Below are 23,679 nucleotides of genomic sequence, written 5' to 3'. Positions count from 1 at the left end.
GATAGAGAGGATAGTTAAATATGTCAGTACAAACGGTTGATATTCTAGGTGTTCCTTTCTCTACAATGACAATGGATGAAACGATCCAACATTTAAAGAAGCAACTAGAATTAGAGCAAGCTCATACTTTTCAGGTTGTGACAGCAAATCCTGAAATTGTTATGTGTGCAAAAAAGGATGAAAAATTCCATAAAACATTATTAAATACAGATTTAATTACACCTGATGGTATTGGGGTTGTAAAAGCAAGTGGTATGCTTGGTACACCTTTAAAAGAGCGTGTAGCAGGATTTGATTTAATGAGCAATTTATTTGCAAAGTTATCAGAAGAGAAAAAGTCAGTATCTGTTTTCTTATTAGGTGCAAAACCACATGTTGTACAAGCCGCGGCTGATCATTTAACGAAGACATATTCGGCTGCATCTATCGTGGGTATACAAGATGGATATTTTAAACAAGAAGAAGAAGAGAATATTGTTTCACGTATTCAAGAGGCAAAACCAGACCTATTACTTGTTGCACTTGGCTTCCCAAGGCAAGAAAACTTTATCCAAAACAATAAGCATCGTTTAGAAACGAAAATGGCTGTTGGAGTAGGCGGTAGTTTAGATGTGTGGGCTGGAGAGGTAAAGCGTGCGCCAAAATGGATTCAAGCTATTCATTTAGAGTGGTTTTATAGATTATGTAGTAATCCAACACGTTGGCGTCGTCAGTTAGTATTAGCTGAATTTTTAAAAGAAGTAATGCGTTCAAAAAAGTAGCGGAACATCGCTACTTTTTTTATTTGTTCATTTTTGATAAAGGAAACTTTAATCAGCGGGGGGGGGGTGTTCATCCCCCACTGATTATTAGCCTTCACCAATCGGGCGTTTACGGGCATCATGGCTCCCAACTAATTTCTTTGCTCCAGCTGGATTTTGAGGTGGGAGCCTTACTGCCCTCAAATAGCGGGATAAACATTTTACTTTATGGGAATGATGAAGGAGAATTTTTTACACGAAAGTATTTTACTTATGCAATTCACACATGTAAAATGATGTGTAAAGACACCTGTGTGAGGAGGACTTCTTGTGGGTAAGGTAAAAGAAATTTCGAAGCGAAAGCTACTTGGTATAGCAGGGCTTGGCTGGCTATTTGACGCAATGGATGTTGGAATGCTTTCATTTGTAATAGTGGCGTTGCAAAAAGAGTGGGGATTAAGTACTCAAGAGATGGGTTGGATAGGTAGTATTAACTCAATTGGTATGGCTGTAGGGGCGCTCATTTTTGGGATACTATCAGATAAAATAGGACGAAAATCGGTCTTTATTATTACATTATTACTATTTTCTATTGGTAGTGGCTTAACGGCTTTAACGACGACACTCGCGATGTTCCTCGTTTTACGCTTTTTAATTGGTATGGGACTTGGCGGGGAACTTCCAGTTGCATCTACCCTTGTATCGGAGAGTGTTGAAGCGCACGAACGTGGGAAAATAGTTGTACTATTAGAAAGCTTTTGGGCTGGTGGTTGGTTAATCGCAGCTCTTATCTCATATTTTGTTATTCCTAAATACGGTTGGGAAGTTGCTATGGTATTAAGTGCAGTTCCAGCGTTATATGCTTTATATTTAAGATGGAATTTGCCCGATTCTCCGCGATTTGAAAAGGTTGAAAAAAGACCATCTGTTATTGAAAATATAAAATCGGTTTGGTCTGGAGAATATCGTAAAGCAACAATTATGTTATGGATTCTATGGTTTTGTGTTGTCTTCTCCTATTATGGAATGTTCCTTTGGTTACCTAGTGTAATGGTACTGAAAGGCTTTAGTTTAATAAAAAGTTTTCAGTACGTACTCATTATGACTTTAGCTCAACTTCCAGGATATTTCACAGCTGCATGGTTTATTGAACGTCTTGGTCGTAAATTTGTATTGGTTACGTATTTAATTGGTACAGCATGTAGTGCTTATGTGTTTGGAGTTGCGGACTCATTAACAGCATTAATAGTGGCGGGTATGTTACTATCCTTCTTTAATTTAGGTGCTTGGGGTGCATTATACGCTTATACACCGGAACAGTATCCAACAACTATTCGCGGTACAGGTGCAGGAATGGCAGCGGCATTTGGACGTATTGGTGGTATTCTTGGACCATTATTAGTAGGGTACTTAGTTGCTTCACAAGCTTCACTATCGCTAATCTTTACGATTTTCTGTGGATCAATTTTAATTGGGGCACTTGCTGTAGTTATACTTGGGCAAGAAACGAAGCAACGAGAATTAGTGTAAAAGGAGAAGGGGAACCGAGGTGGTTTCCTTTTTTCTGTTTTTTTAGATAAATAATGGTATAGTAAGAAAAAGGGATTGTTTCTTACTAAAGCGAATGTATACAACAAGACATATGGACAAAGGAATTAGGTGGCTGGATAAATGAAAATCTTACTTATCATGGAAGAAACAGAAGAGCGAAGAAAATTAGTTGAGAACTTTACTGAAAACATTCGAAATGTAGAATGTTTTGAAGCGGAAACTGGAACAGAATCTTTGCTAATAATGAAAAAACATACACCTGATTTTGTTTTTTTAAATTCGCGATTAATAGATGGTACTGGTTTTGAATATTCGAGTTTGTTACGAGAAGTGAATTGTTATACGAAATTTATTTTTATTGGTGAGGATATAGAAGAGGCAATTACAGCTTTTCGTTTCCAAGCGTTTTATTATTTATTACGACCATTTCGTGAAGAAGATTTACAATTCATTTTATATAAAATAGGAAAAGAACAAGGTGAGAAAGCAAAGAGTCATTTGCGTAAACTACCGATAGAAGGCCATGAGGGGATTAGATATATTTTCCCAGAAGATATTGTATATGTAAGTAAAAATAAGGAAAATAAAACCGTTTCAATTTATACAATGAATAATCAGTATATTTCAACATACACACTCCAGGAATTAGAAAATAAACTAAATGTATATGATTTTTTACGTGTACATAAAAGCTATTTAATTAATATGTCATATGTACAAGAACTTAAACCTTATTATAATGGCACGTATAATTTGTATTTAGACAGATACGATGAGCAACCGATTCCAGTAAGCCGCAATTATGTAAAACGACTTCGAAATAAAATTGAACTGTGACAAGTAATGAGAGAATTTTAACATGATAATCTAGAAATCCTTCATGATAAGGAGGATTCAAGTAAAATATTCAGAAAATTTAGTACAATCTCCACTAAGAAGTAGTAATGGGGGGATTGTATGTGAAAACATTGAAGTCGATTTTACTTTGGGGAGTTATTACGGCAATAGGAGCAGGTGCTTTTGGTGTAATAGCTTTATCACAAGGTGAAACTATTAATGCTGTGTGGCTCTTAGTAGCTGCAGTATGTGTGTATGCCGTTGCTTATCGATTTTATAGTAGATTTATAGCGAGAAAGGTTTTTGATTTAGATAATAATCGGCAAACGCCAGCCCATACATTAAATGATGGAAAAGATTATGTTCCGACAAATAAGTGGGTATTATTCGGGCATCATTTTGCAGCAATTGCTGGGGCAGGGCCTTTAGTAGGACCTATTTTAGCGGCACAAATGGGATATTTACCAGGGACAATTTGGATTATTGTTGGGGTAGTTGTCGCTGGAGCTGTACAAGATTTTGTAATTTTATTTGCTTCGATGAGACGTAATGGTAAATCATTAGGTGAAATGATTAAAGATGAGATTGGTCCTGTTACAGGATTAATTGCAATGATTGGTATTTTAGGTATTATGATCATTTTATTAGCGGTATTAGCTTTAGTAGTTGTGAAGGCGCTTGTTGGAAGCCCATGGGGAATGTTTACAATCGCAGCAACGATTCCAATTGCTATTTTAATGGGAGTTTACATGCGTTACATTAGGCCAGGGCGAGTAGGAGAAGGATCAGTAATCGGTATTGTTCTACTAATCTTATCTCTTATTGGAGGACAATATGTGGCGGAAAATCCGACACTTGCAAGTATGTTTACTTTTAGTGGTGAGACAATTGCTATTATGCTTATCGTATACGGATTTATTGCATCAGCATTACCAGTTTGGATGCTTCTTGCGCCACGTGATTATTTAAGTACATTTTTAAAAATAGGGACGATACTTGGGTTAGCAATTGGTATTTTAATTGTAGCTCCAGATTTGCAGATGCCGGCAGTATCTAAGTTTATTGATGGAACAGGTCCTGTTTTCTCCGGAAACTTATTCCCGTTCTTATTTATTACAATTGCCTGTGGTGCGGTGTCTGGATTCCATGCTCTTGTTTCATCTGGTACGACGCCAAAAATGATTGAGCAAGAGGGACATGCACAGCCAATCGGTTATGGGGCAATGTTGATGGAGTCGTTTGTAGCAGCGATGGCTATGATTGCGGCTTGTGTATTAACACCAGGAACTTATTTTGCAATTAATAGTCCGGCAGCACTTATCGGTACGGATGTATCGCAGGCGGCTCAAGTTATTTCTTCATGGGGATTTGCTATTACACCAAATGAATTAAAAGATCTTGCTGTAAATGTTGGGGAGCAAACGATTTTATCACGTACAGGTGGTGCACCAACGTTAGCGATAGGTATGGCATATATTTTTTCACAAGTAATAGGTGGAACGGCAATGATGGCATTTTGGTATCATTTTGCCATTCTCTTTGAAGCATTATTTATTTTAACAACGATTGATGCAGGAACGCGTGTAGGTCGCTTTATGATTCAAGATATTTTAGGGCATGTATATAAGCCGTTTGCGAAAACAGATTCTACATTAGCGAATGTAATAGCTACAACGTTATGTGTATTAGGATGGGGATATTTCTTATACCAAGGAGTGGTAGATCCACTTGGTGGAATTAATACATTATGGCCACTTTTCGGTATTGCAAACCAAATGTTAGCAGGTATTGCATTATTACTTGGAACGACAATTTTGTTCAAAATGGGGAAAAAGGCGTATGTTTGGGTGACACTTATTCCAACTGTCGGATTGCTTATTGTAACAATGACAGCTGGTTATCAAAAGTTATTTCATGAAAATCCTAAAATAGGATTTCTATCACATGCGAAAGTATTCCAGGGAGCATTAGATGACGGGAAGGTATTAGCTCCAGCTAAAAACGTTGCGCAAATGAAACAAATTATTTTTAATGACTATATTGATGCGGCACTTTGTGGAATTTTTATGATAGTTGTAATCGCTGTATTAATTTCTGCACTTCGAATTTGGATTCAGGTATTAAGAAATAAGCCAATGCCGTTAAAAGAGGCACCATATATTCCAAGAGATGAAAGTGAGTCGAGGAACTATGCTTAAAAGTTTACGGAACGTATGGGGAAAGAGAAAGCAATTTATTAGTTTACTTGTCGGAGTTCCAAGTTATGAAACGTATGTAAATCACATGAAAGTACATCATCCAGAAGAGAAAATTCTATGTCAAAAGCAATTTTTTGCTGAGGCACAAGAAGCTAGATTTAATGCAAAAGGTGGAAAGATATCACGATGTTGTTAATGGAGGAGACGAAATTTCGTCTCCTTTTTTATTTTACTGTTCCACGTGGAACAGTAAAATAAAAAAGTTTGGGAATTATAGGGATTCCGTAATACAATAGCATATAGAAAGGGATAGATGGAAAAGAAAAAGTAGGGAGAGTATTTTATGTTCAGGGATTTATTTGTAAATATGACAATCATTCTTTCCTTTATCTTTGTGGGTGCTCAGCTTTTAAGAGATAAGCCATTAAAAGAAGGATTCTCTTTTTGGCAGAAATGTTTGGTCGGTATTTTAACTGGAATATTGAGTATATTATTGATGCATTTTGGTGTACATATTGAAGATATTATGTTGGATTTACGTTATTTAGCTGTTGTTTTGGCGATTATAATTGGTGGCCCAATAGCTAGTAGTATAACAGTTATAATCATTTTAATAACGCGGGTATTTTCTACTGAGTATTCTTTAGCCTCTGAATTGGCTTGCTATACTATCGTGGCAATGGGGATTGGCATTACCCTCATTTGGCGGATGAAGATTTCTATATTTACAAAATGGATATGGTTTAATGTGTACAGTTTGTCTATTTTAATACTACCACTTTATATTTTATTTAAGGATCTATCTGTAGTGGCATTATATTTAGTTTGTTGTATTGTAGCGGCATACATCACATTTGTAAGTGCAAGTTACGTATTGCAATCGAATGAATTATTTCAAACGATGAAGCATTATGCAACGATAGATGCATTAACGAATCTAGGGAATGTAAGGCAGTTTGATTTAGAGATGAATCGCCATATTGGTAACAAGTATATGAAAGGTGATTCACTTTGTTTATTACTTATCGATATTGATCACTTTAAGTATGTAAATGATACATACGGCCATCCTGCTGGAGATGAAGTACTAAAACAAGTAGGGCGTATTTTGCTAAAGAATGCACCATTCCAAAATTTAGTCTTTCGAAAGGGTGGCGAAGAGTTTGCCCTGTTGTTACCAAAAAAAGGATTAGTATTTGGAACTCGTATAGGGGAACAAATTCGACTAGCTGTTGAAAAGCATTCATTCCAACTGGAAAATGGAAAAAAAATCAAAATCACAGTTTCTGTCGGGATTTCAGAGTATGAAAAATCCCCGGAACACTTTATTCAATCAGCAGATGATGCACTATACTATTCAAAAAGAAATGGTAGAAACAAAGTTAGTACAGCATCATAGGAATTCGGGGAGTACTTTAAAACATCTCTGCAAAATATATTAAAACCCACAGAACAATAAATGTTCTGTGGGTTTTAATATATTTTGTAATTTATGAATAAAAAGCTTTATGTTAGACAAGCTCTTTCGGTGCAACGAATTTACGATATGCACCATGATGAGTTGGTCCTACGTATTCGTTAATCTTGAATGAGTAACGAATAGCAGCTGTGATAAATTCTTTAGCAGTTTTTACTGCTTCTTTCACAGATTTTCCTTTTGCAAGTTCTGCTGTAATTGCAGCAGAATATGTACAACCTGCGCCGTGTGTGTTTGTAGTATCAATTTTTTCTGATTCTAGAAGGTCGAATGTTTCTCCGTCATATAGGACGTCGATTGCAGTTTCCGTACCAAGTTTGCTACCGCCTTTAATTAGGACGTATTTTGCACCTAAAGCGTGGATTTTCTTCGCTGCTTCTTTCATGTCCTCAAGAGAATTAATTTTCACGCCACTTAATTGGTAAGCTTCAAATAAGTTTGGTGTTACAACTAATGCCTTTGGAACAAGAACGTCACGTAAGCAATCATTTGTTTCAGGATGTAATGCTTCATCTGCACCTTTACATACCATAACAGGATCAACTACTACGTTTTTGAAATTATGCTTTTCAATTGTTTCTGCAACCATTTCAATAATTTCTACTGATCCAAGCATACCCGTTTTTAAAGCATCTACTCCAACACCTTCAATTGTTGTTTCTAATTGTGGTTTTAATGTAGAAGCTGGGATTGGGAATACGTTATGTGCCCACCCGTTATGTGGATCCATTGTTACGATCGTCGTAAGGGATGTCATTCCGTATACGCCAAGTTCTTGGAATGTTTTTAAGTCTGCTTGTATACCAGCACCGCCACTTGTATCAGAACCAGCGATTGTAAGTGCCTTATTTAATGTCATTATGAAAGCCCCCTCAAGTGATATAATGAAAACTATGTTTTCACCATTATATCAATGTTACGAATAAGTACAAAGTGAAAAGTAGATGATTTACTTGAGAAGCGATTTAAAATCTTGTATGTAGGAGACTTGGTATGTTTCGAGATAATCGTACAAATGAATTAGTTATATTAAAAGAAATTGCAGAAACGTTAAATACATCAAATGATACATATCATGTATTGCAAGCAGTGCTAGAAAAATTACTTAGTGTAACAGGTTTAACGACAGGATGGATTTTTCTTGCGGATGAAAATGGGAAGTATACGAAGTTGATTGATTATCAGTTACCAGAGGCACTTACATATGAAAACAAACGCCCGATGTGTGAAGGTGAATGTTGGTGTTTACGTGGCTTTGTAGATGGAAAATTAGAGCGAGCCGTTAACATTATTGAATGTAAAAGAATTAATAATGCAATTGAATACAATTGGGGAAATACGGAGGGGATTCTTCATCATGCTACAGTTCCTTTAAAAGCAGGAGGAGAAAAGTTTGGTTTATTAAATGTAGCGAGTCCAGGTAAAACACATTTTTCAGAAGAAGAATTAGTATTGCTCCAATCCGTTGCTTTCCAAATTGGGACGGCTTTAAAACGAACAAAATTATATGAAAATGAAAAGCGAAGAGCACATTATTATGTGAAATTGGAACGTTTTATTCAAGCTTTAAAAACGATCCATAAGTTTAATGTATTACCTGAAAAAGTTGTAAATCACGTAGGTGAAGTATTTCAGTGGAATCAAGTGGCGTTTTTTATTAGAGAAGAAAAAGAATTATCTTTGCGAGCGTCTTATAGTCAGGAAGAGTTACAAGAAGATGTAAAAGAAGCGGCAAAGATGGCGTTAGAAAAAAATGAGCCGGTTCTATTAAAACATCAAATTGGTCATAGTGTACATTTAAATAGGGCTGTTATTGCTACGCCAATACATATTCAAAGCCATATATTTGGTGTTTTATGTGTTGGTTTGAACAATGGAGAATTTGATGTTAATACAATAGATGTAATCCAAGCGCTATCGAACCATGTTTCGTTAATAATAGAGAATTTAAGATTAAATGAGCAGCGCCGTGAACTTGTACGAATGGAAGAAAGAAATCGGTTGGCAAGAGATTTACATGATTCTGTTTCACAAAAGTTGTTTTCATTAACCTTTATGACAAAAGGCGCTGAGGCAATTTTAAAAGGTCAAAATGAAACGGTAGATCGATCTTTGCATGAGATGCGTGAACTAGCGCAAGGTGCCTTAAAAGAAATGAGGACATTAATTTGGCAGCTCCGTCCGGCTGGATTAGAGAAAGGGTTATTACCAGCGTTAAAGCAATATGGTGAAAGTTTAGGATTGAAAATTCGGGAACAAGTTACAGGTGTGCGTGATTTGCCGCGTGTAGTAGAAGAAGCGCTATGGCGAATTGGACAAGAATCTTTAAATAACGTAAGTAAGCATGCGAATGTAGGAGAAGCGACGATTTATTTCAAAGTGACGGAGAAAAATGTATCATTAGAAATAGTCGATCAAGGAAATGGGTTTGTAGAAAAGGATATAAAAGAGAAGAAATCACTCGGTATGATTACGATGCGTGAAAGAGTAGAATTAGTTGGTGGAACAATTAAAATTGTAAGTAGCAAGAAACGAACGAGTGTAAAAGTAAATGTACCATTATGATGTGAAAATGAGGGAAGTTTGTGAAAATAAAAGTATTGTTAGTTGATGATCATACAGTTGTTTTAAAAGGATTGGCATTTTTTCTAAGCACACAGGAAGATTTTGAATTGGTTGGGGAAGCAAACAATGGGAAAGACGCATTGGTGAAAGTAGGCGAAACGAGTCCAGATGTCGTATTAATGGATTTATATATGCCTGAGATGGATGGAATTGAGGCAACAACTTGTATTAAAAAAGAATATCCAAACGTGAAAGTAATTGTATTAACTAGTTTTTCTGATCAAGCTCATGTAATGCCGGCACTAAAAGCTGGGGCGAGTGGTTATATTTTAAAAGATATAGAACCAGATCAGCTTGTTGAAGCTATTCGAAGCGCGTATAAAGGTAATATTCAATTACATCCAGATATAGCAAATGCCCTTCTTTCTCAAACATTACCGGAGGAAGAAAAAGAAGAAGAACCTGCCGTTCAAGTGGATGTGTTAACGGCGAGAGAAAATGAAGTATTGCAGCTATTGGCGAAAGGGATGAGTAATAAAGAAATCGCTTCTGTTTTAGTTATTACAGAAAAAACGGTAAAAGCTCATATGAGTAGTATTTTGAGTAAGTTACATTTATCCGATCGCACACAAGCGGCATTATATGCAGTGAAAAATGGAATTGTATAAGACGAAAGTCGTAAGACCTAGTTCGCCTTTAGAAGGTGGACTTTTTTTATGGAAAAATACGTCTATGTGAGGATGGAATTGTCTTGATATAAAGATAAAATGTATTTGTAAGCAACAACAATTACAAGGGAGTACCCTTTTTTCGTAAGTAATATATAACAACATAAGAGTGAGTAGTAGGAGGAAGAAATAATGGCAACAATTTTATTCGTAAAAGCGAACAACCGCCCAGCGGAACAAGCAGTTAGTGTGAAATTATACGAGGCATTTTTAGCAAATTATAAAGAAGCACATCCAAATGATACAGTAGTAGAACTTGATTTATATAAAGAAGAATTACCATACGTAGGCGTAGACATGATTAATGGTACATTCAAAGCAGGTAAAGGATTTGATTTAACAGAAGAAGAAGCAAAAGCAGTAGCAGTTGCTGATAAGTATTTAAATCAATTTCTAGAAGCTGATAAAGTTGTTTTCGGTTTCCCATTATGGAACTTAACGATTCCAGCTGTATTACACACGTATATTGATTATTTAAACCGTGCTGGTAAAACGTTTAAATATACACCAGAAGGTCCAGTTGGGCTTATTGGAGATAAGAAGATTGCGTTATTAAATGCACGCGGCGGCGTATATTCTGAAGGACCAGCAGCTGAAATGGAAATGGCTGTTAAATACGTAGCAAGTATGATGGGCTTCTTCGGTGCAACAAACATGGAAACAATCGTTATTGAAGGTCATAACCAATTCCCAGATAAAGCAGAAGAAATCATTACAGCAGGTCTTGAAGAAGCGGCTAAAGTAGCAAGCAAATTTTAATCAAAAATAGAATCGTCACTCGAAAAAAGTAGCATTAACATGTAAACGTTAATGCTACTTTTTTTATATTTTAAGTTCGTCAGCCAGTGTTTCTAATTGAATTCGATCTTGTATGTAATAGATTCTTCCGTTCTTTTTTAAATAATTTTGCTGGCAAAACTGGTTTAATACATATAAAAGATGACGGTAGCTGACGTTTAAGTATTCCGAGGCCTCAGTATGTTTTTCCATATAACAATTATTTTGTTCTGTTAATAGAATAAAGGCCGCTAACCGGTTTTCGAACGGATAACTATTGTTTTTAGCGTAACTTTCTGTTCGGGTAATTGTTTTTTCGCCGATAAATTTGCATAGTTTCTGTAGAAAGATAGCATCTTGCAATAAAAGATGCTGACAATCTTTAAGAGGAAGCGCTAAGCATATACAATCTTCAATTACTTCTACCGTTTTCGTAACGGATTCTACGTCAATTAGCCCTAATTCTCCAATGAACGAAGGTGCTTGAATAAAGTTAATTAAGGAGACCCTTCCGTTTTTGTGACTCATATATATTTTTGCCTTCCCGGAAATTAAGTAATAAAGATAAGGAACATCAACTCCTTCAGTACATATCTTTTCTTTCTTTTGAAAGGAATGTAGTTCAGCATACGGTAAGACATCAAAAGAAAAAAGAGTGTGGAAGTTGTAATTTTGTATGTAATGAGAGATTTCTTTGCTATTTTTGCTGACTTTCATATTTTCACCTCATGTTTAGTATGAGATATCTCCTATTATTTTTACAAGAAAGAATGATACGATTTATGTAAATTTGTTTTTGTAGAAAAGAGAGTGTGAGGGGCCTATGAAAAAATATAAAACACTATTATTTGATGTAGATGATACATTGTTAGATTTTCAGAAGGCTGAGAGGATAGCGTTACGTATGCTTTTTGAGGAGAAAGGAATTCCTCTAACTAGCGAGGTTGAAGCACATTATAAAAAGTTAATAAAAGTCTTTGGGATGCTTTTGAAGAAGGTAAAATAAATCGTGATGAAGTAGTAAATACAAGATTTTCGGTTTTATTTAAAGAATATGGACAAGAAGTGGATGGGATATTATTCGAAAATAATTATCGCAGTTACTTAGAAGAAGGGAATCAACTCATACAAGGCGCGTTTGAATTTATAAATCAAATTCAAGGGGAGTATGATTTATATATAGTGACAAACGGTGTTTCTAAGACGCAGGATAAACGTTTGCGTAATGCAGGATTACATCCGCTATTTAAAGATATTTTTGTTTCTGAAGATACGGGTTATCAAAAGCCAATGAAAGAGTATTTTGATTATGTTTTTGAACGAATTCCTAATTTTGATCCTGAAGAAGGGCTCATTATTGGGGATTCGTTAAGCGCTGATATTAAAGGTGGATATGTAGCGGGAATTGATACTTGTTGGTTTAATCCAGAAAAGAAATCAAATAATAGCGAGATTGTGCCAACATATGAAGTACAAAATTTTGAAGAGTTATACGCGCTATTGAAGCAACATGTGTAATAAAAATAGGCAGTGGAACTTTTGTCCCTACTGCCTATTTTTATTCGTTTGTAGCTTCGTTGTTTTTAGGAAGTGGAAATGCATTACCGATAGCCGCCGCCCCGAGCATCGGTAATAATAAATTGAGCGGGAAAAACATGAGTAATAGTAATGTTATAGCTATTGGTTTTCTTAATGCATAGCTCGAAATCGCTGTCGTGACGATGGCTACAGAAGCTATTGGATCTATAGGGATAATAGAAGCTATAGCATATCCGATACTTGATCCAGCAAATATAATTGGGAAAATATGTCCACCGCGCCAACCTGTATTTAAACAAACGGCAGTAATGCATAGTTTTAAAACTCCTGAAAGAAGTAATACCCAAAAAGATAAATGGCTCCATTCAACAACTAAATCTTTTAATTGATGTTCCCCTGAAAATAATGTGTATGGGAGAAAAGTCCCCGCAATTCCTAATAAAATACCACCTATAATTCCAAGTGTTATTTTGTATTCGCGGAAAGGATGGATGATTTTCTCTAATGTAAATTCTACTTTGAAATAAAAGAAACCAACGATAGCACCGATGCAAGTAAGAGGGAGAAAGGCGATCCATTCATTGATTGAAAGAGATCCTTCCCCAAAATCAACAATAAAGGATCCGCGATTATCGAATTTGCTAAGCAATAAATAAACGGAAAAACCAGCAAAAGTAGTAGTTAAATATACAATTGCTTTTTTTCCTTTAGAAAACTCGGAAATTTGTTCACCTTCATTTTCACTCGGAGCTAAATAACCGAATAATGGAGCGTTAAAAATGACACTTAAAGTAGCACCAATTCCAACTTCTGTTAGTTCGTTCATTCCCTTTAAAGCGAAGTTAAAGCGATCCCCTACCCATGTACAAAGTCCACCGATAATTCCAACAAGTGCGGCCTCTGGGCCTAGACTAGCTCCAAATATTAAAACAATAAGCGCAGTTAAAGTAGCTTTATGTACAAAATGGTATTCAATTCTACCTGTTTTTTTATATTCAGCCATCACTTCCGGCATAAGCCGTGGATATGTACCGAAGTATTTTTGTGTTAAACCAACGAGGAAACCACCGATGACTGTTACACAAATGGTGTAATAAGGGGGAGAAGAGAAAATAGTAGGTAAGTATCCCCAAATAAAGTGGATTCCGATATTTAACGTAACTAAAAATAACCAAACTGTAGCTCCTACTATAGAGCCTAAAAGAATGCCATATAGGGCAAGTATATAGTGCATGTCCTTTTTATCTGTCATGTTATACCTCCGTTATGTAAGTTTTAATGTAGAAAGGATTATATATGCTAGTGTGAAATGAATGGAATATATATAGTATCTTTGTGAGAGGTTGGCTTATTCAACATATATATTGGGATTTCATTAGAGCTTGGGTCCTATAAGTTAAACCACTTATTTAATTCTATATATTGATCGGAGTTTTTAAAAGGTCTTTTTCAAATGAATATGGAATATATTTCTTTTGTTGTTTCTATTAAATTTTTTACATTTAATTTAGAACATTCAGAAAAACTGTTTGACATCAGGAAATTATTGCTATAAAATCAACGGTAATTGCATAGTCTTATCAAGAAAAGGTGGAGGGACAGGCCCGATGAAACCTTGGCAACAGCCGTATAACGGAATTGTGCCAAATCCTGCAGGTAATAATCCTGAGAGATAAGAAAGAGCCCTTAGAGCGTGTTTTCAAACTGCTCCTTTCTTGTTTTCAGGAAAGGGGCAGTTTTTTATTTTGCATAAATTGAAACTTTAATCAGTGGGGGTTTTGTCCCTCTCCCACTGATTATTAGCCTTCACCAAACGGGCAGTTATCTCCCACCTAACTTCCTCGCATTCTTTGAATTTTGAGGTGGGAGTCTTACTGTCCGCAAGTAGCGGGATAAAAGAAAGGAGAATGAGAGATGGGAGAATCATGGGGAAAAGGAACGATTTGTGTGCAAGGTGGCTATACGCCAAAAAATGGTGAGCCGCGTGTTTTGCCACTTTATCAAAGTACAACGTATAAATACGATACGTCAGATGATTTAGCAGCACTATTTAATTTAGAGGCAGAAGGATATATATATACGCGTATTGGAAATCCTACTCTAGCTGCATTTGAACAAAAGTTATCAGATTTAGAAGGCGGTGTAGGGGCTGTTGCAACAGCTTCTGGGCAGGCAGCTATTATGCTTGCGGTTTTAAATATTTGCAGTAGTGGAGACCATTTACTTTGTTCTTCAACTGTTTACGGAGGAACGTTTAATTTATTTGGAGTGAGTTTGCGTAAGCTTGGCATCGATGTTACGTTCTTTAATCCTAATTTAACGTCAGATGAAATTGCGGCACTTGCTAATGATAAGACAAAGCTCGTTTATGCAGAATCGTTAGGAAATCCAGCAATGAACGTTTTGAATTTCAAAGAACTTTCAGCGGCAGCAAAAGAATTAGAAGTACCTTTTATCGTTGATAATACATTAGCGACACCTTATTTATGCCAGGCGTTTGAACATGGGGCCAATATCATTGTCCATTCTACAACGAAATATATTGATGGCCATGCAAGTTCTCTAGGTGGCATTGTAATAGACGGAGGGAACTTCGATTGGACAAATGGAAAATACCCTGAGCTTGTCGAACCTGATCCGAGTTATCACGGTGTAAGCTATGTTCAAAATTTTGGAGCAGCCGCGTATATTCTGAAAGCACGCGTTCAGTTATTAAGAGACTACGGAAACTGTATGAGCCCATTCAATGCGTATATTAGCAATATTGGCCTGGAAACATTGCATTTACGAATGGAGCGTCATAGTGAAAATGCTCTCGAAGTTGCTAAGTGGCTTGCTAATCATGATCGCATTGAATGGGTGAATTATCCAGGGTTAGATAGTAATGAAAATTACTCGTTAGCACAAAAGTATTTGAAAAAAGGTGCTAGTGGAGTTTTAACATTTGGTATTAAGGGCGGATTAGAAGCAGCAAAAGAATTCATCGCAAATGTAAAACTCGCAACTCTTGTAACGCATGTAGCTGATGCAAGAACTTGTGTAATACATCCAGCTAGTACGACGCATAGACAATTAAGTGCAGAAGATCAGCGGTTAGCTGGTGTTACATCTGATTTAATCCGTTTATCGGTCGGTATAGAAGATGTTTCTGATATTATTGCAGATTTAGAAGCAGCGCTAGTCGGAGGCAAACAACATGCCGATCATAATTGATAAAGATTTACCAGCTCGCAAAGTATTGCAGAAGGAAAATATTTTTGTAATGACGAAGGAGCGAGCAGCAACACAAGATATACGTGCTTTGAAAATTGCTATATTAAATTTAATGCCTACAAAACAAGAAACAGAGGCGCAATTACTTCGTTTAATTGGAAATACACCGTTGCAATTAGATGTTCATTTACTTCATATGGAATCGCATCTGTCTCGCAATGTAGCGCAGGACCATTTAACGAGCTTCTATAAAACATTCCGTGATATTGAGAATGAAAAATTTGATGGACTCATTATTACAGGAGCACCAGTTGAAACTCTTTCTTTTGAAGAAGTTGATTATTGGGAAGAGCTTGGACGTATTATGGAGTATTCAAAAACGAATGTAGCATCTACGCTTCATATTTGCTGGGGGGCACAAGCGGGTTTGTATTATCACTATGGTGTGCCGAAGTATCCTCTTGCGGAAAAAATGTTTGGTGTATTTGAACATGAGGTTTGCGAGCAACATGTGAAATTGTTACAAGGGTTTGATGAAGTGTTTTTTGCCCCGCATTCTCGTCATACAGAAGTACGAGAGAGTGATATTGAAAAGGTGAAAGAATTAACGTTATTAGCCAATTCTGAAGAAGCAGGTGTTCATCTTGTTATTGGGCAAGAGGGAAGGCAAGTTTTCGCACTCGGACATAGTGAATACAGTTGTGATACGTTAAAGCAAGAATACGAACGGGACTGCCAAAAAGGGTTAAAAATTGATGTGCCAAAAAATTATTTTAAACATAATAATCCGAATGAGAAGCCACTTGTTAGGTGGAGGAGTCATGGGAATTTATTATTCTCTAATTGGCTGAATTATTACGTGTATCAAGAAACCCCTTATATATTGTAAATGATTGTATAACACGTGGTAGCGTTTTATTTGTAAAGATTAACCTTTATTTTTCCGAATGTTCTAAATTAATTGTTTTTCTGATTTTTCGTCTATATAATTCATCTAAACACAATTTTTGAGGGGTGGACAGTATTATGAAAGAAATTCAAGTGGGGTTATTAGGTCTTGGGACAGTTGGCAGTGGTGTAGTTCGTATTATTACAGATCATCAAGAACGACTTATACACCAAGTAGGTTGTCCAGTGAAAGTAGCGAGAGTGTTGGTGCAAAATATTGAGAAGGAGAGGGAGGTCGAGGTACCTTCTACTCTATTAACACAAGATGTGAATGAAATTTTAGATAATCCTAATATTGATGTTGTCATCGAAGTAATGGGCGGCATTGATGAAGCAAAAGCATATATTTTACAAGCTTTAAAAGGCGGGAAGCACGTTGTGACTGCAAATAAAGATTTAATGGCGTTACATGGAGCGGAACTCTTAGCAGTAGCAAAAGATAACAAGGCTGATTTATTTTATGAAGCAAGTGTAGCTGGAGGGATTCCAATTTTACGAAGCATCGTAGAAGGACTTTCTTCAGACCTTATTACGAAAGTAATGGGAATCGTAAATGGAACGACAAATTTTATTTTGACGAAAATGTCAGACGAAGGGAGAGCATATAACGACGTGTTAAAAGAAGCTCAGCAGCTTGGATTTGCAGAAGCAGATCCAACATCAGACGTGGAAGGTTTAGATGCAGCAAGAAAAATGACGATTTTGGCTACTCTCGGTTTCTCTACAAATGTAGAGCTTGGAGATGTGAAGGTAAAAGGAATTACTTCTATTACAGCAGAAGATATTGAATATAGTAAGAGCTTAGGCTACACAATTAAATTAATTGGTCTTGCAAAGCGAGATGGTGAGAAATTAGAGGTTACGGTTGAGCCAACTTTACTTCCAAATACACACCCTCTTGCAGCAGTGCAAAATGAATATAATGCTGTCTATGTGTATGGTGAAGCAGTAGGAGAAACGATGTTTTATGGACCGGGAGCAGGAAGCTTACCGACAGCGACAGCTGTTGTTTCTGACCTAGTTGCTGTAATGCAAAATATTAGGTTAGGTGTAAACGGAAATAGTGCGGTATCTCCTCAGTATAAGAAAGTATTAAAAGAGCCAGATGAAATTGTTGTGAAAAAGTTTTTAAGACTGCATGTGAAAGATGAAATTGGTGTATTTGCAAAAATTACATCATTGTTCTCTGAGCGCGGTGTTAGTTTTGAAAAGATTATTCAAATGCCACTTGAAGAGAAAGGGAAAGCAGAAATCGTAATTGTAACGCATCGTGCTTCTCTTGCGGATTACGAGTACATTCTACATACATTGCAATCGTATGAAGAAATAGATTGTTTGAAAGCAAACTATCGAATTGAAGGAGATGCTAAGTAAGGTCTCTTATCATAAAGTGAAACTTTAATCAGTGGGGGTTTTGTCCATCCCCCACTGATTATTAGTCTTCACCAATCGGGCATTTAGGGGCAGTTATCTCCCGCCTAACTTCTTTGCATTCGCTGGATTTTGAGGTGGGAGTTTTACTGCCCACAAATAGCGGGATAAAACGAAAAAACCTATTAAGCGGCTTGCTTAATAGGTTTTTTTCGTTTTAAAATCTGCGTACCAACTTGAATAAATGCTTGAATAATCCAACCTGTTGTAAAGGATAAGATAATTGTTCCAAAATAGATTGGCCCATCTAATAAGAAGCTTAATGTTAAAAATAAAAAAGCTAATGAAATTTCTGTTCTTCTAAATGTCCATTTCTTTTTCTCAGCAACAGTTAAAACGAAAGCCTCTTGAGGCGCCGCGCAAAGGTTTGTAGAGACATAAAGACCGATGCCAGCTCCGACGAATAGATTTCCGCAAATAAGTGTTATATATTTTGGAAGAGAGCGGATAGCGTCCATAATAGTTGTAATGGAACCAACCCAATCAACAAAAAGAGAAATAAGAATCATCGTTACAATTGTGCCGATTGTAATTTGTTTTTTGTCCCAAAAGAGTACGATAAGGGTAAAAACAAAGTTAATCATAAAAATCCAAAAACCAATACTTATCCCGAAATTTTGATATAGTGCAATAAAGAAGGAATCATAAGGGCTAAGTCCAAAGGAAGTAATTGTCGTCATCATGTTAATACCGATGGAGAGAATGAGTAAACCACCAATGAAAAATATATATTCTAATTTGAATCGAAGCATAGTTGTATATCCTTTCAAAATGTATTTGCTAGGAAAGGATATATTGTGGAAAGCTTACCAGGTCAAGGGATAATTTTTGCGAGAAGGGGAGAATGGGATGACGAATATAAGAAAGATTGCTGAACTTGCTGGGGTATCTGTTTCAACTGTTTCACGTGTACTCAATAATCATCCGTACGTGAATGAACAGAAACGAAAAGAAATTTTAGCGATTATAGAAGAATTGAATTATACGCAAAATGTGAATGCGATTCATTTAGTGAAAGGAAAAACGAATGTAATTGGCGTATTATTGCCGCACGTAAATGATCAATATTACAGTGCCATTATTGGGGGGATATCAAAGGAAACCGCAAAGAACAATTATAATATGATGCTTTGCCAGACAAATTATAGCGAAGAAAAAGAGCTTGAAATTTTACATATGTTAAAAATGAAAAAGCTGGATGGAGTAATTATATGTTCACGGACAAATAGTAAGGAAAAACTTGAAGAGTATACGAAGTTTGGTCCAATTGTGATGTGTGAAGAAATAGATTCGAATTTCATTTCGAGTGTACATATTGATTACTATAAAGTATTTTTGCGCGGGATGAAAAGCTTAATAGATGCTGGTCATACACGTATCGGATATTGCATTGGAAGAAGTAATAGCATTAATAGCCAAAGGCGAAAAAAGGCATATGAAGATTCACTTCAACAGATTGCTGTAACACGGTTAGATGCCTGGAAGTTTAAAGGATGTTTTACGGTGGAAGATGGGCGCAATGTAGTCAGGGAATGGGCCCGTATGTCTGTAAAACCGACGGCGTTTCTTGTATCTTGCAATCATATCGCTGCAGGAATGGTAACGGAGGCGAAAAAACAAGGAATTCGTATCCCAGAGGATATTACGATTATCGGATGTGATGATCAAGAGGTGGCAGATATATTAGGTATTACGACGATTTCGCATTCTAGTAAAAATGTTGGCGTAAAGGCATTTGAATTATTATATGAAAAGATTAATGATGAGGAAATAGATGTGAAACATGTAGAGTTATTACCAAATTTGGTAGATAGGGAAACGACATAATAGAGAAGGTGCGAGAATCGCTTTTCGAAAATTCGTTTGGTATAATTATGGACAATCTATAGGGGCTAAAAGGGGTTTTGATATGAGATCAAAATTAGTAAAAGTAATTCTACTCATTACAATTGCGTCTTTCTGTTTATTTACATACGGTTTTGTTTCGGGTGTGAATGATGTATTAAATCCGAAAGCTTCAAAATTAATTACGAAGACTGACGTAGTGGCAAAAGAGAAAAAGAAAACGGGAACGTTACAAATAGTTAGTTTAGGTGATTCATTAACGCGCGGCGTTGGTGATAAAGAAGGAATTGGCTATATTGGACGAATGAAAGAGGATTTACAAAAAGATTATAAACAAAAAGTTGCACTAACCAACTTGGCAGTTAGTGGTGCGAAAATGCCCGATTTATTAAAACAAATTGAAAGTAGCGGAGCTCAATATTCAATTAAGCAAGCAGATGTAATTGTTTTAACAATTGGAGGAAATGATTTGTTCCCAGGTTGGGAATCGCTCGGAAAGATAGATTTAGAGACGTATCGTCCTGATACGGAAACGTTTCAAAATGAAGCAAAGAAAATTATAGAAGAAATTCGTAAATTAAATACAGATAGCCCTATTTTTTGGCTAGGTTTATACAATCCTTTTGAGGATGTAGAAGATTTAAGAGGTTCATCAAATATTGTTGTTGATTGGAATGCTTCTTTAGAGAAGTTAGCATTAAATGATAAAAATGTGTATATTACACCGACATTTGATTTATTCCAAAATCGCGGAAAAGATTTATTATACTCCGATCATTTTCATCCGAATGAAGTAGGCTACACATATATGGCAGAGCGATTAGTTCAAAACGTCGTAAGTAAACTAAAACTAGAACAAGGGGGGATAAAATGACGATGATACTTTCCGTACGAGACGTGAAGAAGGTAATTGGAAAGAAGACACTTGTAGAAGACATTTCATTTGATGTAAAACAAGGAGAAGTGTTTGGCTTCTTAGGACCGAACGGAGCTGGGAAAACGACAACAATTCGAATGTTAGTCGGACTGATTAAAGCGACAGAAGGTACTATTTCTATTGGTGGTTATTCTATTAAGGAAAATTTCAGAGAAGCGATGCGTCAAATTGGAAGTATCGTTGAAAACCCAGAGCTTTATACATATTTAACGGGATGGGAAAACTTAAAGCAATTTGCGCGCATGCTTGGTGATATATCAGATGAACGTATTATTGAAATTGCAAAAATGGTTCATTTAGATGAGCGTATTCACGATAAGGTAAAAACATATTCCCTTGGTATGAAGCAGCGCCTCGGAATTGCACAGGCGCTTCTTGGAAACCCAAAATTGCTCATATTAGATGAACCGACGAATGGTTTAGATCCAGCTGGGATTAGGGAACTGCGAGAATTTATACATAAGCTTGTAAAAGAAGAAAACATGAGTGTATTTATTTCGAGTCACTTATTAAGTGAAGTGCAAATGATATGCGACCGTGTTGCTATTATTCATAAAGGAAAAATGATAACAGTTGCACCTATTGAAGAGTTGATCAAAACAGCGAGTGATCGTGTAGAATGGGTCGTTACACCCATTTCCAAAGCGAAAGACATGTTAGAAGCTGCTGAAGGGGTAGAGGAAGTTAGTATAGAAGATGAGCGTTTACTATGTCGCATGGATGTTGCGTCTATTAATGTTTGGAATAAGCACTTTGTAGAAAACGGGATAGATGTACATGGCGTTAAAGAGCTTGTATTTACGCTAGAAGATTTATTTATTGAACTTACAAGGGGTGAGCAACATGCGTGAATTTGCGAATCTAGTTTTAAATGAATCAGAAAAGATTTATCGTAAGAAACGGATTGTTGTTGTCATGCTTATTTTAGCAATCTTGATTCCGCTTTTTGTGTATGCTCAGTATCGTGAAATAGAAACAACGCAAAAAAGGCTTGGTACGACCGATTGGAAAGTATCATTACAGCAACAAATTGTTGATTCACAAAACCGCTTGAACAATTCTAGATTGCCAGAAGAATGGCGGGATTGGCTAAAAGTAAGGGTGGAGCAACAACAATATTATTTAGATCATGATATTAATCCGACTGCGCCAGGAGCACCAACATTTGTGAGGGCGTTTATTGAACAAGGAATAACGTTATTTATTCCATTGCTCGTTATGATTGTCGCCATTGATATTGTTTCAGGAGAACGAAGCGATGGTACGATGAAAATGCTTCTGACGAGGCCAATTCGGCGCTGGAAAATACTCCTTAGTAAATATGTGACGATGTTATTCTTTATTTCGCTCATATTGCTTCTTGTCGGTGTGTTTGCTTACGCATTATCAGGGCTTGTATTTGGATACTCTGGATGGAATTTACCTGTTTTAACTGGATTTGTTATTGATAAGGAAACATTAAATACGAACTTTGTCCACCTTATCCCACAGTGGCAATATATTTTAATGGCGTACGGATTGGCTTGGTTTGTTGCCATTGTGGTCGGAACTATATCATTTATGGTTTCTGTTTTAATTCGTAATACACCAGCTGGTATGGGCGTTATGTTAGCGGCATTAATTGCTGGCGGTATTTTAAGTTCATTTGCAACGTCTTGGGAAGGGGCAAAATATATTTTTAGTGTCAATTTATCGTTAACGGATTATTTATCAGGAAAGTTGCCTGCATTACAAGGGTTATCAATGGGGTTTTCGTTAATGAATTTAACTGTTTGGGCAGTAGTTTCCCTTATCATTTCATTTGTAGTATTTACAAGGCAGGATATGGTGAATTAATTGGATAGGAAGTGAAGGCGTGGAAAACATTTTGCAGAATGATTGGGGACCATTACTGGGGTCAGAATTTGAGAAAGAATACTATCAAGCTTTAGCTGAATTTTTAAAAGAAGAGTATGAGGAGCATGTGATTTATCCAAAGAAAGAAGATATTTTTAACGCTCTTCAGTATACAAGTTATGAAAATACAAAGGTCGTTATTTTAGGACAAGACCCATATCATGGACCGAATCAAGCACATGGTTTAAGCTTTTCTGTACAACCTGGTATTAAAACGCCACCGTCATTGCTAAATATGTATAAAGAACTTCGAGATGAATACGGTTATGAAATTCCGAATAACGGTTATTTAGTAAAATGGGCGGAGCAAGGAGTATTATTATTAAATACTGTATTAACGGTTCGTCAAGGTGAGGCGAATTCTCATAAAGGAAAAGGGTGGGAACATTTCACAGATCGCGTAATTGAGCTATTAAATGAACGTGAAAAGCCAGTTATTTTCATATTATGGGGACGCCATGCACAGGCGAAGAAAAAGCTAATTACGAATACGAATCACCATATTATTGAATCTGTACATCCAAGCCCACTATCAGCAAGACGTGGTTTCTTTGGCAGTAAACCGTATTCTAAAGTAAATACGATTTTAGCTAATATGGGCGGGAGAGAAATTGATTGGGAAATTCCCAATTTATAAATGCGAAAAAGGTAGCTATCATTAGCTACCTTTTTGTTATTGTTCGTTCTTTAATTTTGCATCTAATACAAAAGTACCGAATGGGATAACGGATGAAACTAGTGCCCCAAGTGCCCATAAAATTGATTTACGGTGTACGATTGTTACTTGGATTACTGCAAAGATGAATAGAATAAATAAAACACCATGAGCCATACCAGTAATTTTAACAGCTGTTGCAAATCCTGCGAAATATTTTAATGGCATTGCTACAAATAATAGTAATAGGAAAGAAATACCCTCAACTAAGCCGATTGCTCTTAACCTTCCGATTGGTGTAGATAACATGAAGTAGCCTCCTTTAACGTATGCTTGTTTATA

Annotated in this window: 22 protein-coding genes, 1 pseudogene and 1 riboswitch; of the genes and pseudogenes, 18 read left to right on the top strand and 5 right to left on the bottom strand. The window is 36.3% G+C overall.

What is annotated here, in order from left to right:
• Positions 1-20: 20 nt before the first annotated feature.
• The 6 genes from QUF93_RS28435 (at position 21) to QUF93_RS28410 (ending at position 6,725) form a co-directional block, all read left to right on the top strand.
• Positions 21-761 (top strand): WecB/TagA/CpsF family glycosyltransferase, encoded by a 741-nt coding sequence (locus QUF93_RS28435; protein ID WP_289360911.1) that lies wholly within the window; start codon positions 21-23, stop codon positions 759-761.
• A 309-nt stretch (positions 762-1,070) separates the two neighbouring features.
• Positions 1,071-2,270: a niacin permease NiaP gene (locus QUF93_RS28430; RefSeq protein ID WP_289360910.1), complete on the top strand. Its 1,200-nt coding sequence runs from the start codon at positions 1,071-1,073 to the stop codon at positions 2,268-2,270.
• Between the two features lie 141 nt (positions 2,271-2,411).
• Entirely contained in the window at positions 2,412-3,128 is a 717-nt protein-coding gene (locus tag QUF93_RS28425) for a LytR/AlgR family response regulator transcription factor (protein ID WP_289360909.1), read from the top strand.
• 122 nt (positions 3,129-3,250) lie between these two features.
• Complete coding sequence (gene cstA, locus QUF93_RS28420) at positions 3,251-5,326, top strand: carbon starvation protein CstA (protein ID WP_289360908.1); 2,076 nt, start codon at positions 3,251-3,253, stop codon at positions 5,324-5,326.
• Complete coding sequence (locus QUF93_RS28415; RefSeq protein ID WP_002113158.1) at positions 5,319-5,522, top strand: YbdD/YjiX family protein; 204 nt, start codon at positions 5,319-5,321, stop codon at positions 5,520-5,522. Before cstA ends, QUF93_RS28415 begins: the two co-directional genes overlap by 8 nt.
• Positions 5,523-5,669: 147 nt before the next feature.
• A complete protein-coding gene (locus QUF93_RS28410; RefSeq protein ID WP_289360907.1) occupies positions 5,670-6,725 on the top strand; it encodes a diguanylate cyclase in 1,056 nt (351 codons plus the stop codon).
• A 112-nt stretch (positions 6,726-6,837) separates the two neighbouring features.
• Here the strand turns inward: QUF93_RS28410 and pdxK are convergent, their stop codons facing one another.
• Positions 6,838-7,662, bottom strand: coding sequence for a pyridoxine/pyridoxal/pyridoxamine kinase (gene pdxK, locus QUF93_RS28405; protein WP_000174255.1), 825 nt, complete (start codon positions 7,660-7,662; stop codon positions 6,838-6,840).
• A gap of 134 nt (positions 7,663-7,796) precedes the next feature.
• On the opposite strand from pdxK, the gene QUF93_RS28400 reads away from it, so the two are divergent.
• The 3 genes from QUF93_RS28400 (at position 7,797) to QUF93_RS28390 (ending at position 10,855) form a co-directional block, all read left to right on the top strand.
• On the top strand, positions 7,797-9,368 hold the full coding sequence (locus QUF93_RS28400) for a GAF domain-containing sensor histidine kinase (protein WP_289360906.1): 1,572 nt from the start codon (positions 7,797-7,799) through the stop codon (positions 9,366-9,368).
• 20 nt (positions 9,369-9,388) lie between these two features.
• A complete protein-coding gene (locus QUF93_RS28395; RefSeq protein ID WP_289360905.1) occupies positions 9,389-10,036 on the top strand; it encodes a response regulator in 648 nt (215 codons plus the stop codon).
• A 192-nt stretch (positions 10,037-10,228) separates the two neighbouring features.
• A complete protein-coding gene (locus QUF93_RS28390) occupies positions 10,229-10,855 on the top strand; it encodes an FMN-dependent NADH-azoreductase (RefSeq protein WP_212935487.1) in 627 nt (208 codons plus the stop codon).
• Positions 10,856-10,918: 63 nt separating this feature from the next.
• On the opposite strand, the gene QUF93_RS28385 is transcribed toward QUF93_RS28390, so the two are convergent.
• Positions 10,919-11,590, bottom strand: coding sequence for a transcriptional regulator YeiL (locus QUF93_RS28385; RefSeq protein ID WP_289360904.1), 672 nt, complete (start codon positions 11,588-11,590; stop codon positions 10,919-10,921).
• A 106-nt stretch (positions 11,591-11,696) separates the two neighbouring features.
• Between QUF93_RS28385 and QUF93_RS28380 the strand changes: the two are divergent.
• A pseudogene (locus QUF93_RS28380) lies at positions 11,697-12,391 on the top strand (YjjG family noncanonical pyrimidine nucleotidase).
• A 40-nt stretch (positions 12,392-12,431) separates the two neighbouring features.
• Here QUF93_RS28380 and QUF93_RS28375 read toward each other — a convergent pair.
• Positions 12,432-13,664 carry a chloride channel protein gene (locus QUF93_RS28375; RefSeq protein WP_289360903.1) on the bottom strand — a complete coding sequence of 411 codons (1,233 nt, stop codon included), beginning with the start codon at positions 13,662-13,664 and terminating at the stop codon, positions 12,432-12,434.
• 322 nt (positions 13,665-13,986) lie between these two features.
• Positions 13,987-14,091: riboswitch (SAM riboswitch) on the top strand.
• 235 nt (positions 14,092-14,326) lie between these two features.
• On the opposite strand from QUF93_RS28375, the gene QUF93_RS28370 reads away from it, so the two are divergent.
• The 3 genes from QUF93_RS28370 (at position 14,327) to QUF93_RS28360 (ending at position 17,947) form a co-directional block, all read left to right on the top strand.
• Complete coding sequence (locus tag QUF93_RS28370; RefSeq protein WP_289360902.1) at positions 14,327-15,625, top strand: bifunctional O-acetylhomoserine aminocarboxypropyltransferase/cysteine synthase; 1,299 nt, start codon at positions 14,327-14,329, stop codon at positions 15,623-15,625.
• A complete protein-coding gene (gene metA, locus QUF93_RS28365; protein WP_289360901.1) occupies positions 15,609-16,514 on the top strand; it encodes a homoserine O-acetyltransferase MetA in 906 nt (301 codons plus the stop codon). Before QUF93_RS28370 ends, metA begins: the two co-directional genes overlap by 17 nt.
• Before the next feature lie 137 nt (positions 16,515-16,651).
• A complete protein-coding gene (locus QUF93_RS28360; RefSeq protein ID WP_289360900.1) occupies positions 16,652-17,947 on the top strand; it encodes a homoserine dehydrogenase in 1,296 nt (431 codons plus the stop codon).
• Between the two features lie 182 nt (positions 17,948-18,129).
• Here the strand turns inward: QUF93_RS28360 and QUF93_RS28355 are convergent, their stop codons facing one another.
• Entirely contained in the window at positions 18,130-18,756 is a 627-nt protein-coding gene (locus QUF93_RS28355; RefSeq protein ID WP_289360899.1) for a YczE/YyaS/YitT family protein, read from the bottom strand.
• A gap of 97 nt (positions 18,757-18,853) precedes the next feature.
• Between QUF93_RS28355 and QUF93_RS28350 the strand changes: the two genes are divergently transcribed.
• The 5 genes from QUF93_RS28350 (at position 18,854) to QUF93_RS28330 (ending at position 23,319) form a co-directional block, all read left to right on the top strand.
• Positions 18,854-19,831 (top strand): LacI family DNA-binding transcriptional regulator, encoded by a 978-nt coding sequence (locus tag QUF93_RS28350; protein ID WP_289360898.1) that lies wholly within the window; start codon positions 18,854-18,856, stop codon positions 19,829-19,831.
• Positions 19,832-19,913: 82 nt separating this feature from the next.
• Positions 19,914-20,723, top strand: coding sequence for an SGNH/GDSL hydrolase family protein (locus tag QUF93_RS28345; RefSeq protein WP_289360897.1), 810 nt, complete (start codon positions 19,914-19,916; stop codon positions 20,721-20,723).
• On the top strand, positions 20,720-21,637 hold the full coding sequence (locus QUF93_RS28340; RefSeq protein WP_289360896.1) for an ABC transporter ATP-binding protein: 918 nt from the start codon (positions 20,720-20,722) through the stop codon (positions 21,635-21,637). The genes QUF93_RS28345 and QUF93_RS28340 overlap by 4 nt, the downstream gene beginning before the upstream one ends.
• Entirely contained in the window at positions 21,630-22,622 is a 993-nt protein-coding gene (locus QUF93_RS28335) for an ABC transporter permease (RefSeq protein WP_078180857.1), read from the top strand. Before QUF93_RS28340 ends, QUF93_RS28335 begins: the two co-directional genes overlap by 8 nt.
• Before the next feature lie 19 nt (positions 22,623-22,641).
• Positions 22,642-23,319 carry a uracil-DNA glycosylase gene (locus QUF93_RS28330; RefSeq protein WP_289360895.1) on the top strand — a complete coding sequence of 226 codons (678 nt, stop codon included), beginning with the start codon at positions 22,642-22,644 and terminating at the stop codon, positions 23,317-23,319.
• Between the two features lie 36 nt (positions 23,320-23,355).
• On the opposite strand, the gene QUF93_RS28325 is transcribed toward QUF93_RS28330, so the two are convergent.
• Positions 23,356-23,646 (bottom strand): DUF3817 domain-containing protein, encoded by a 291-nt coding sequence (locus QUF93_RS28325; protein ID WP_002123681.1) that lies wholly within the window; start codon positions 23,644-23,646, stop codon positions 23,356-23,358.
• Positions 23,647-23,679 lie beyond the last annotated feature (33 nt).

It is taken from the genome of Bacillus hominis, assembly GCF_030348325.1.
Taxonomy (GTDB): domain Bacteria; phylum Bacillota; class Bacilli; order Bacillales; family Bacillaceae_G; genus Bacillus_A; species Bacillus_A hominis.
This window is presented reverse-complemented; position numbering and strand designations above follow the sequence as displayed.

Excerpts from the sequence above, each read along its gene's own strand:
- pdxK (WP_000174255.1), bottom strand. The coding sequence starts at position 7,662 with ATGACATTAAATAAGGCACTTACAATCGCTGGTTCTGATACAAGTGGC.
- QUF93_RS28360 (WP_289360900.1), top strand. The coding sequence starts at position 16,652 with ATGAAAGAAATTCAAGTGGGGTTATTAGGTCTTGGGACAGTTGGCAGT.
- QUF93_RS28345 (WP_289360897.1), top strand. The coding sequence starts at position 19,914 with ATGAGATCAAAATTAGTAAAAGTAATTCTACTCATTACAATTGCGTCT.
- QUF93_RS28325 (WP_002123681.1), bottom strand. The coding sequence starts at position 23,646 with ATGTTATCTACACCAATCGGAAGGTTAAGAGCAATCGGCTTAGTTGAG.
- QUF93_RS28340 (WP_289360896.1), top strand. The coding sequence starts at position 20,720 with ATGACGATGATACTTTCCGTACGAGACGTGAAGAAGGTAATTGGAAAG.
- QUF93_RS28350 (WP_289360898.1), top strand. The coding sequence starts at position 18,854 with ATGACGAATATAAGAAAGATTGCTGAACTTGCTGGGGTATCTGTTTCA.
- QUF93_RS28370 (WP_289360902.1), top strand. The coding sequence starts at position 14,327 with ATGGGAGAATCATGGGGAAAAGGAACGATTTGTGTGCAAGGTGGCTAT.
- QUF93_RS28410 (WP_289360907.1), top strand. The coding sequence starts at position 5,670 with ATGTTCAGGGATTTATTTGTAAATATGACAATCATTCTTTCCTTTATC.
- QUF93_RS28425 (WP_289360909.1), top strand. The coding sequence starts at position 2,412 with ATGAAAATCTTACTTATCATGGAAGAAACAGAAGAGCGAAGAAAATTA.
- QUF93_RS28355 (WP_289360899.1), bottom strand. The coding sequence starts at position 18,756 with ATGCTTCGATTCAAATTAGAATATATATTTTTCATTGGTGGTTTACTC.
- QUF93_RS28400 (WP_289360906.1), top strand. The coding sequence starts at position 7,797 with ATGTTTCGAGATAATCGTACAAATGAATTAGTTATATTAAAAGAAATT.
- QUF93_RS28385 (WP_289360904.1), bottom strand. The coding sequence starts at position 11,590 with ATGAAAGTCAGCAAAAATAGCAAAGAAATCTCTCATTACATACAAAAT.
- QUF93_RS28435 (WP_289360911.1), top strand. The coding sequence starts at position 21 with ATGTCAGTACAAACGGTTGATATTCTAGGTGTTCCTTTCTCTACAATG.
- QUF93_RS28335 (WP_078180857.1), top strand. The coding sequence starts at position 21,630 with ATGCGTGAATTTGCGAATCTAGTTTTAAATGAATCAGAAAAGATTTAT.
- QUF93_RS28375 (WP_289360903.1), bottom strand. The coding sequence starts at position 13,664 with ATGACAGATAAAAAGGACATGCACTATATACTTGCCCTATATGGCATT.
- QUF93_RS28390 (WP_212935487.1), top strand. The coding sequence starts at position 10,229 with ATGGCAACAATTTTATTCGTAAAAGCGAACAACCGCCCAGCGGAACAA.
- QUF93_RS28415 (WP_002113158.1), top strand. The coding sequence starts at position 5,319 with ATGCTTAAAAGTTTACGGAACGTATGGGGAAAGAGAAAGCAATTTATT.
- metA (WP_289360901.1), top strand. The coding sequence starts at position 15,609 with ATGCCGATCATAATTGATAAAGATTTACCAGCTCGCAAAGTATTGCAG.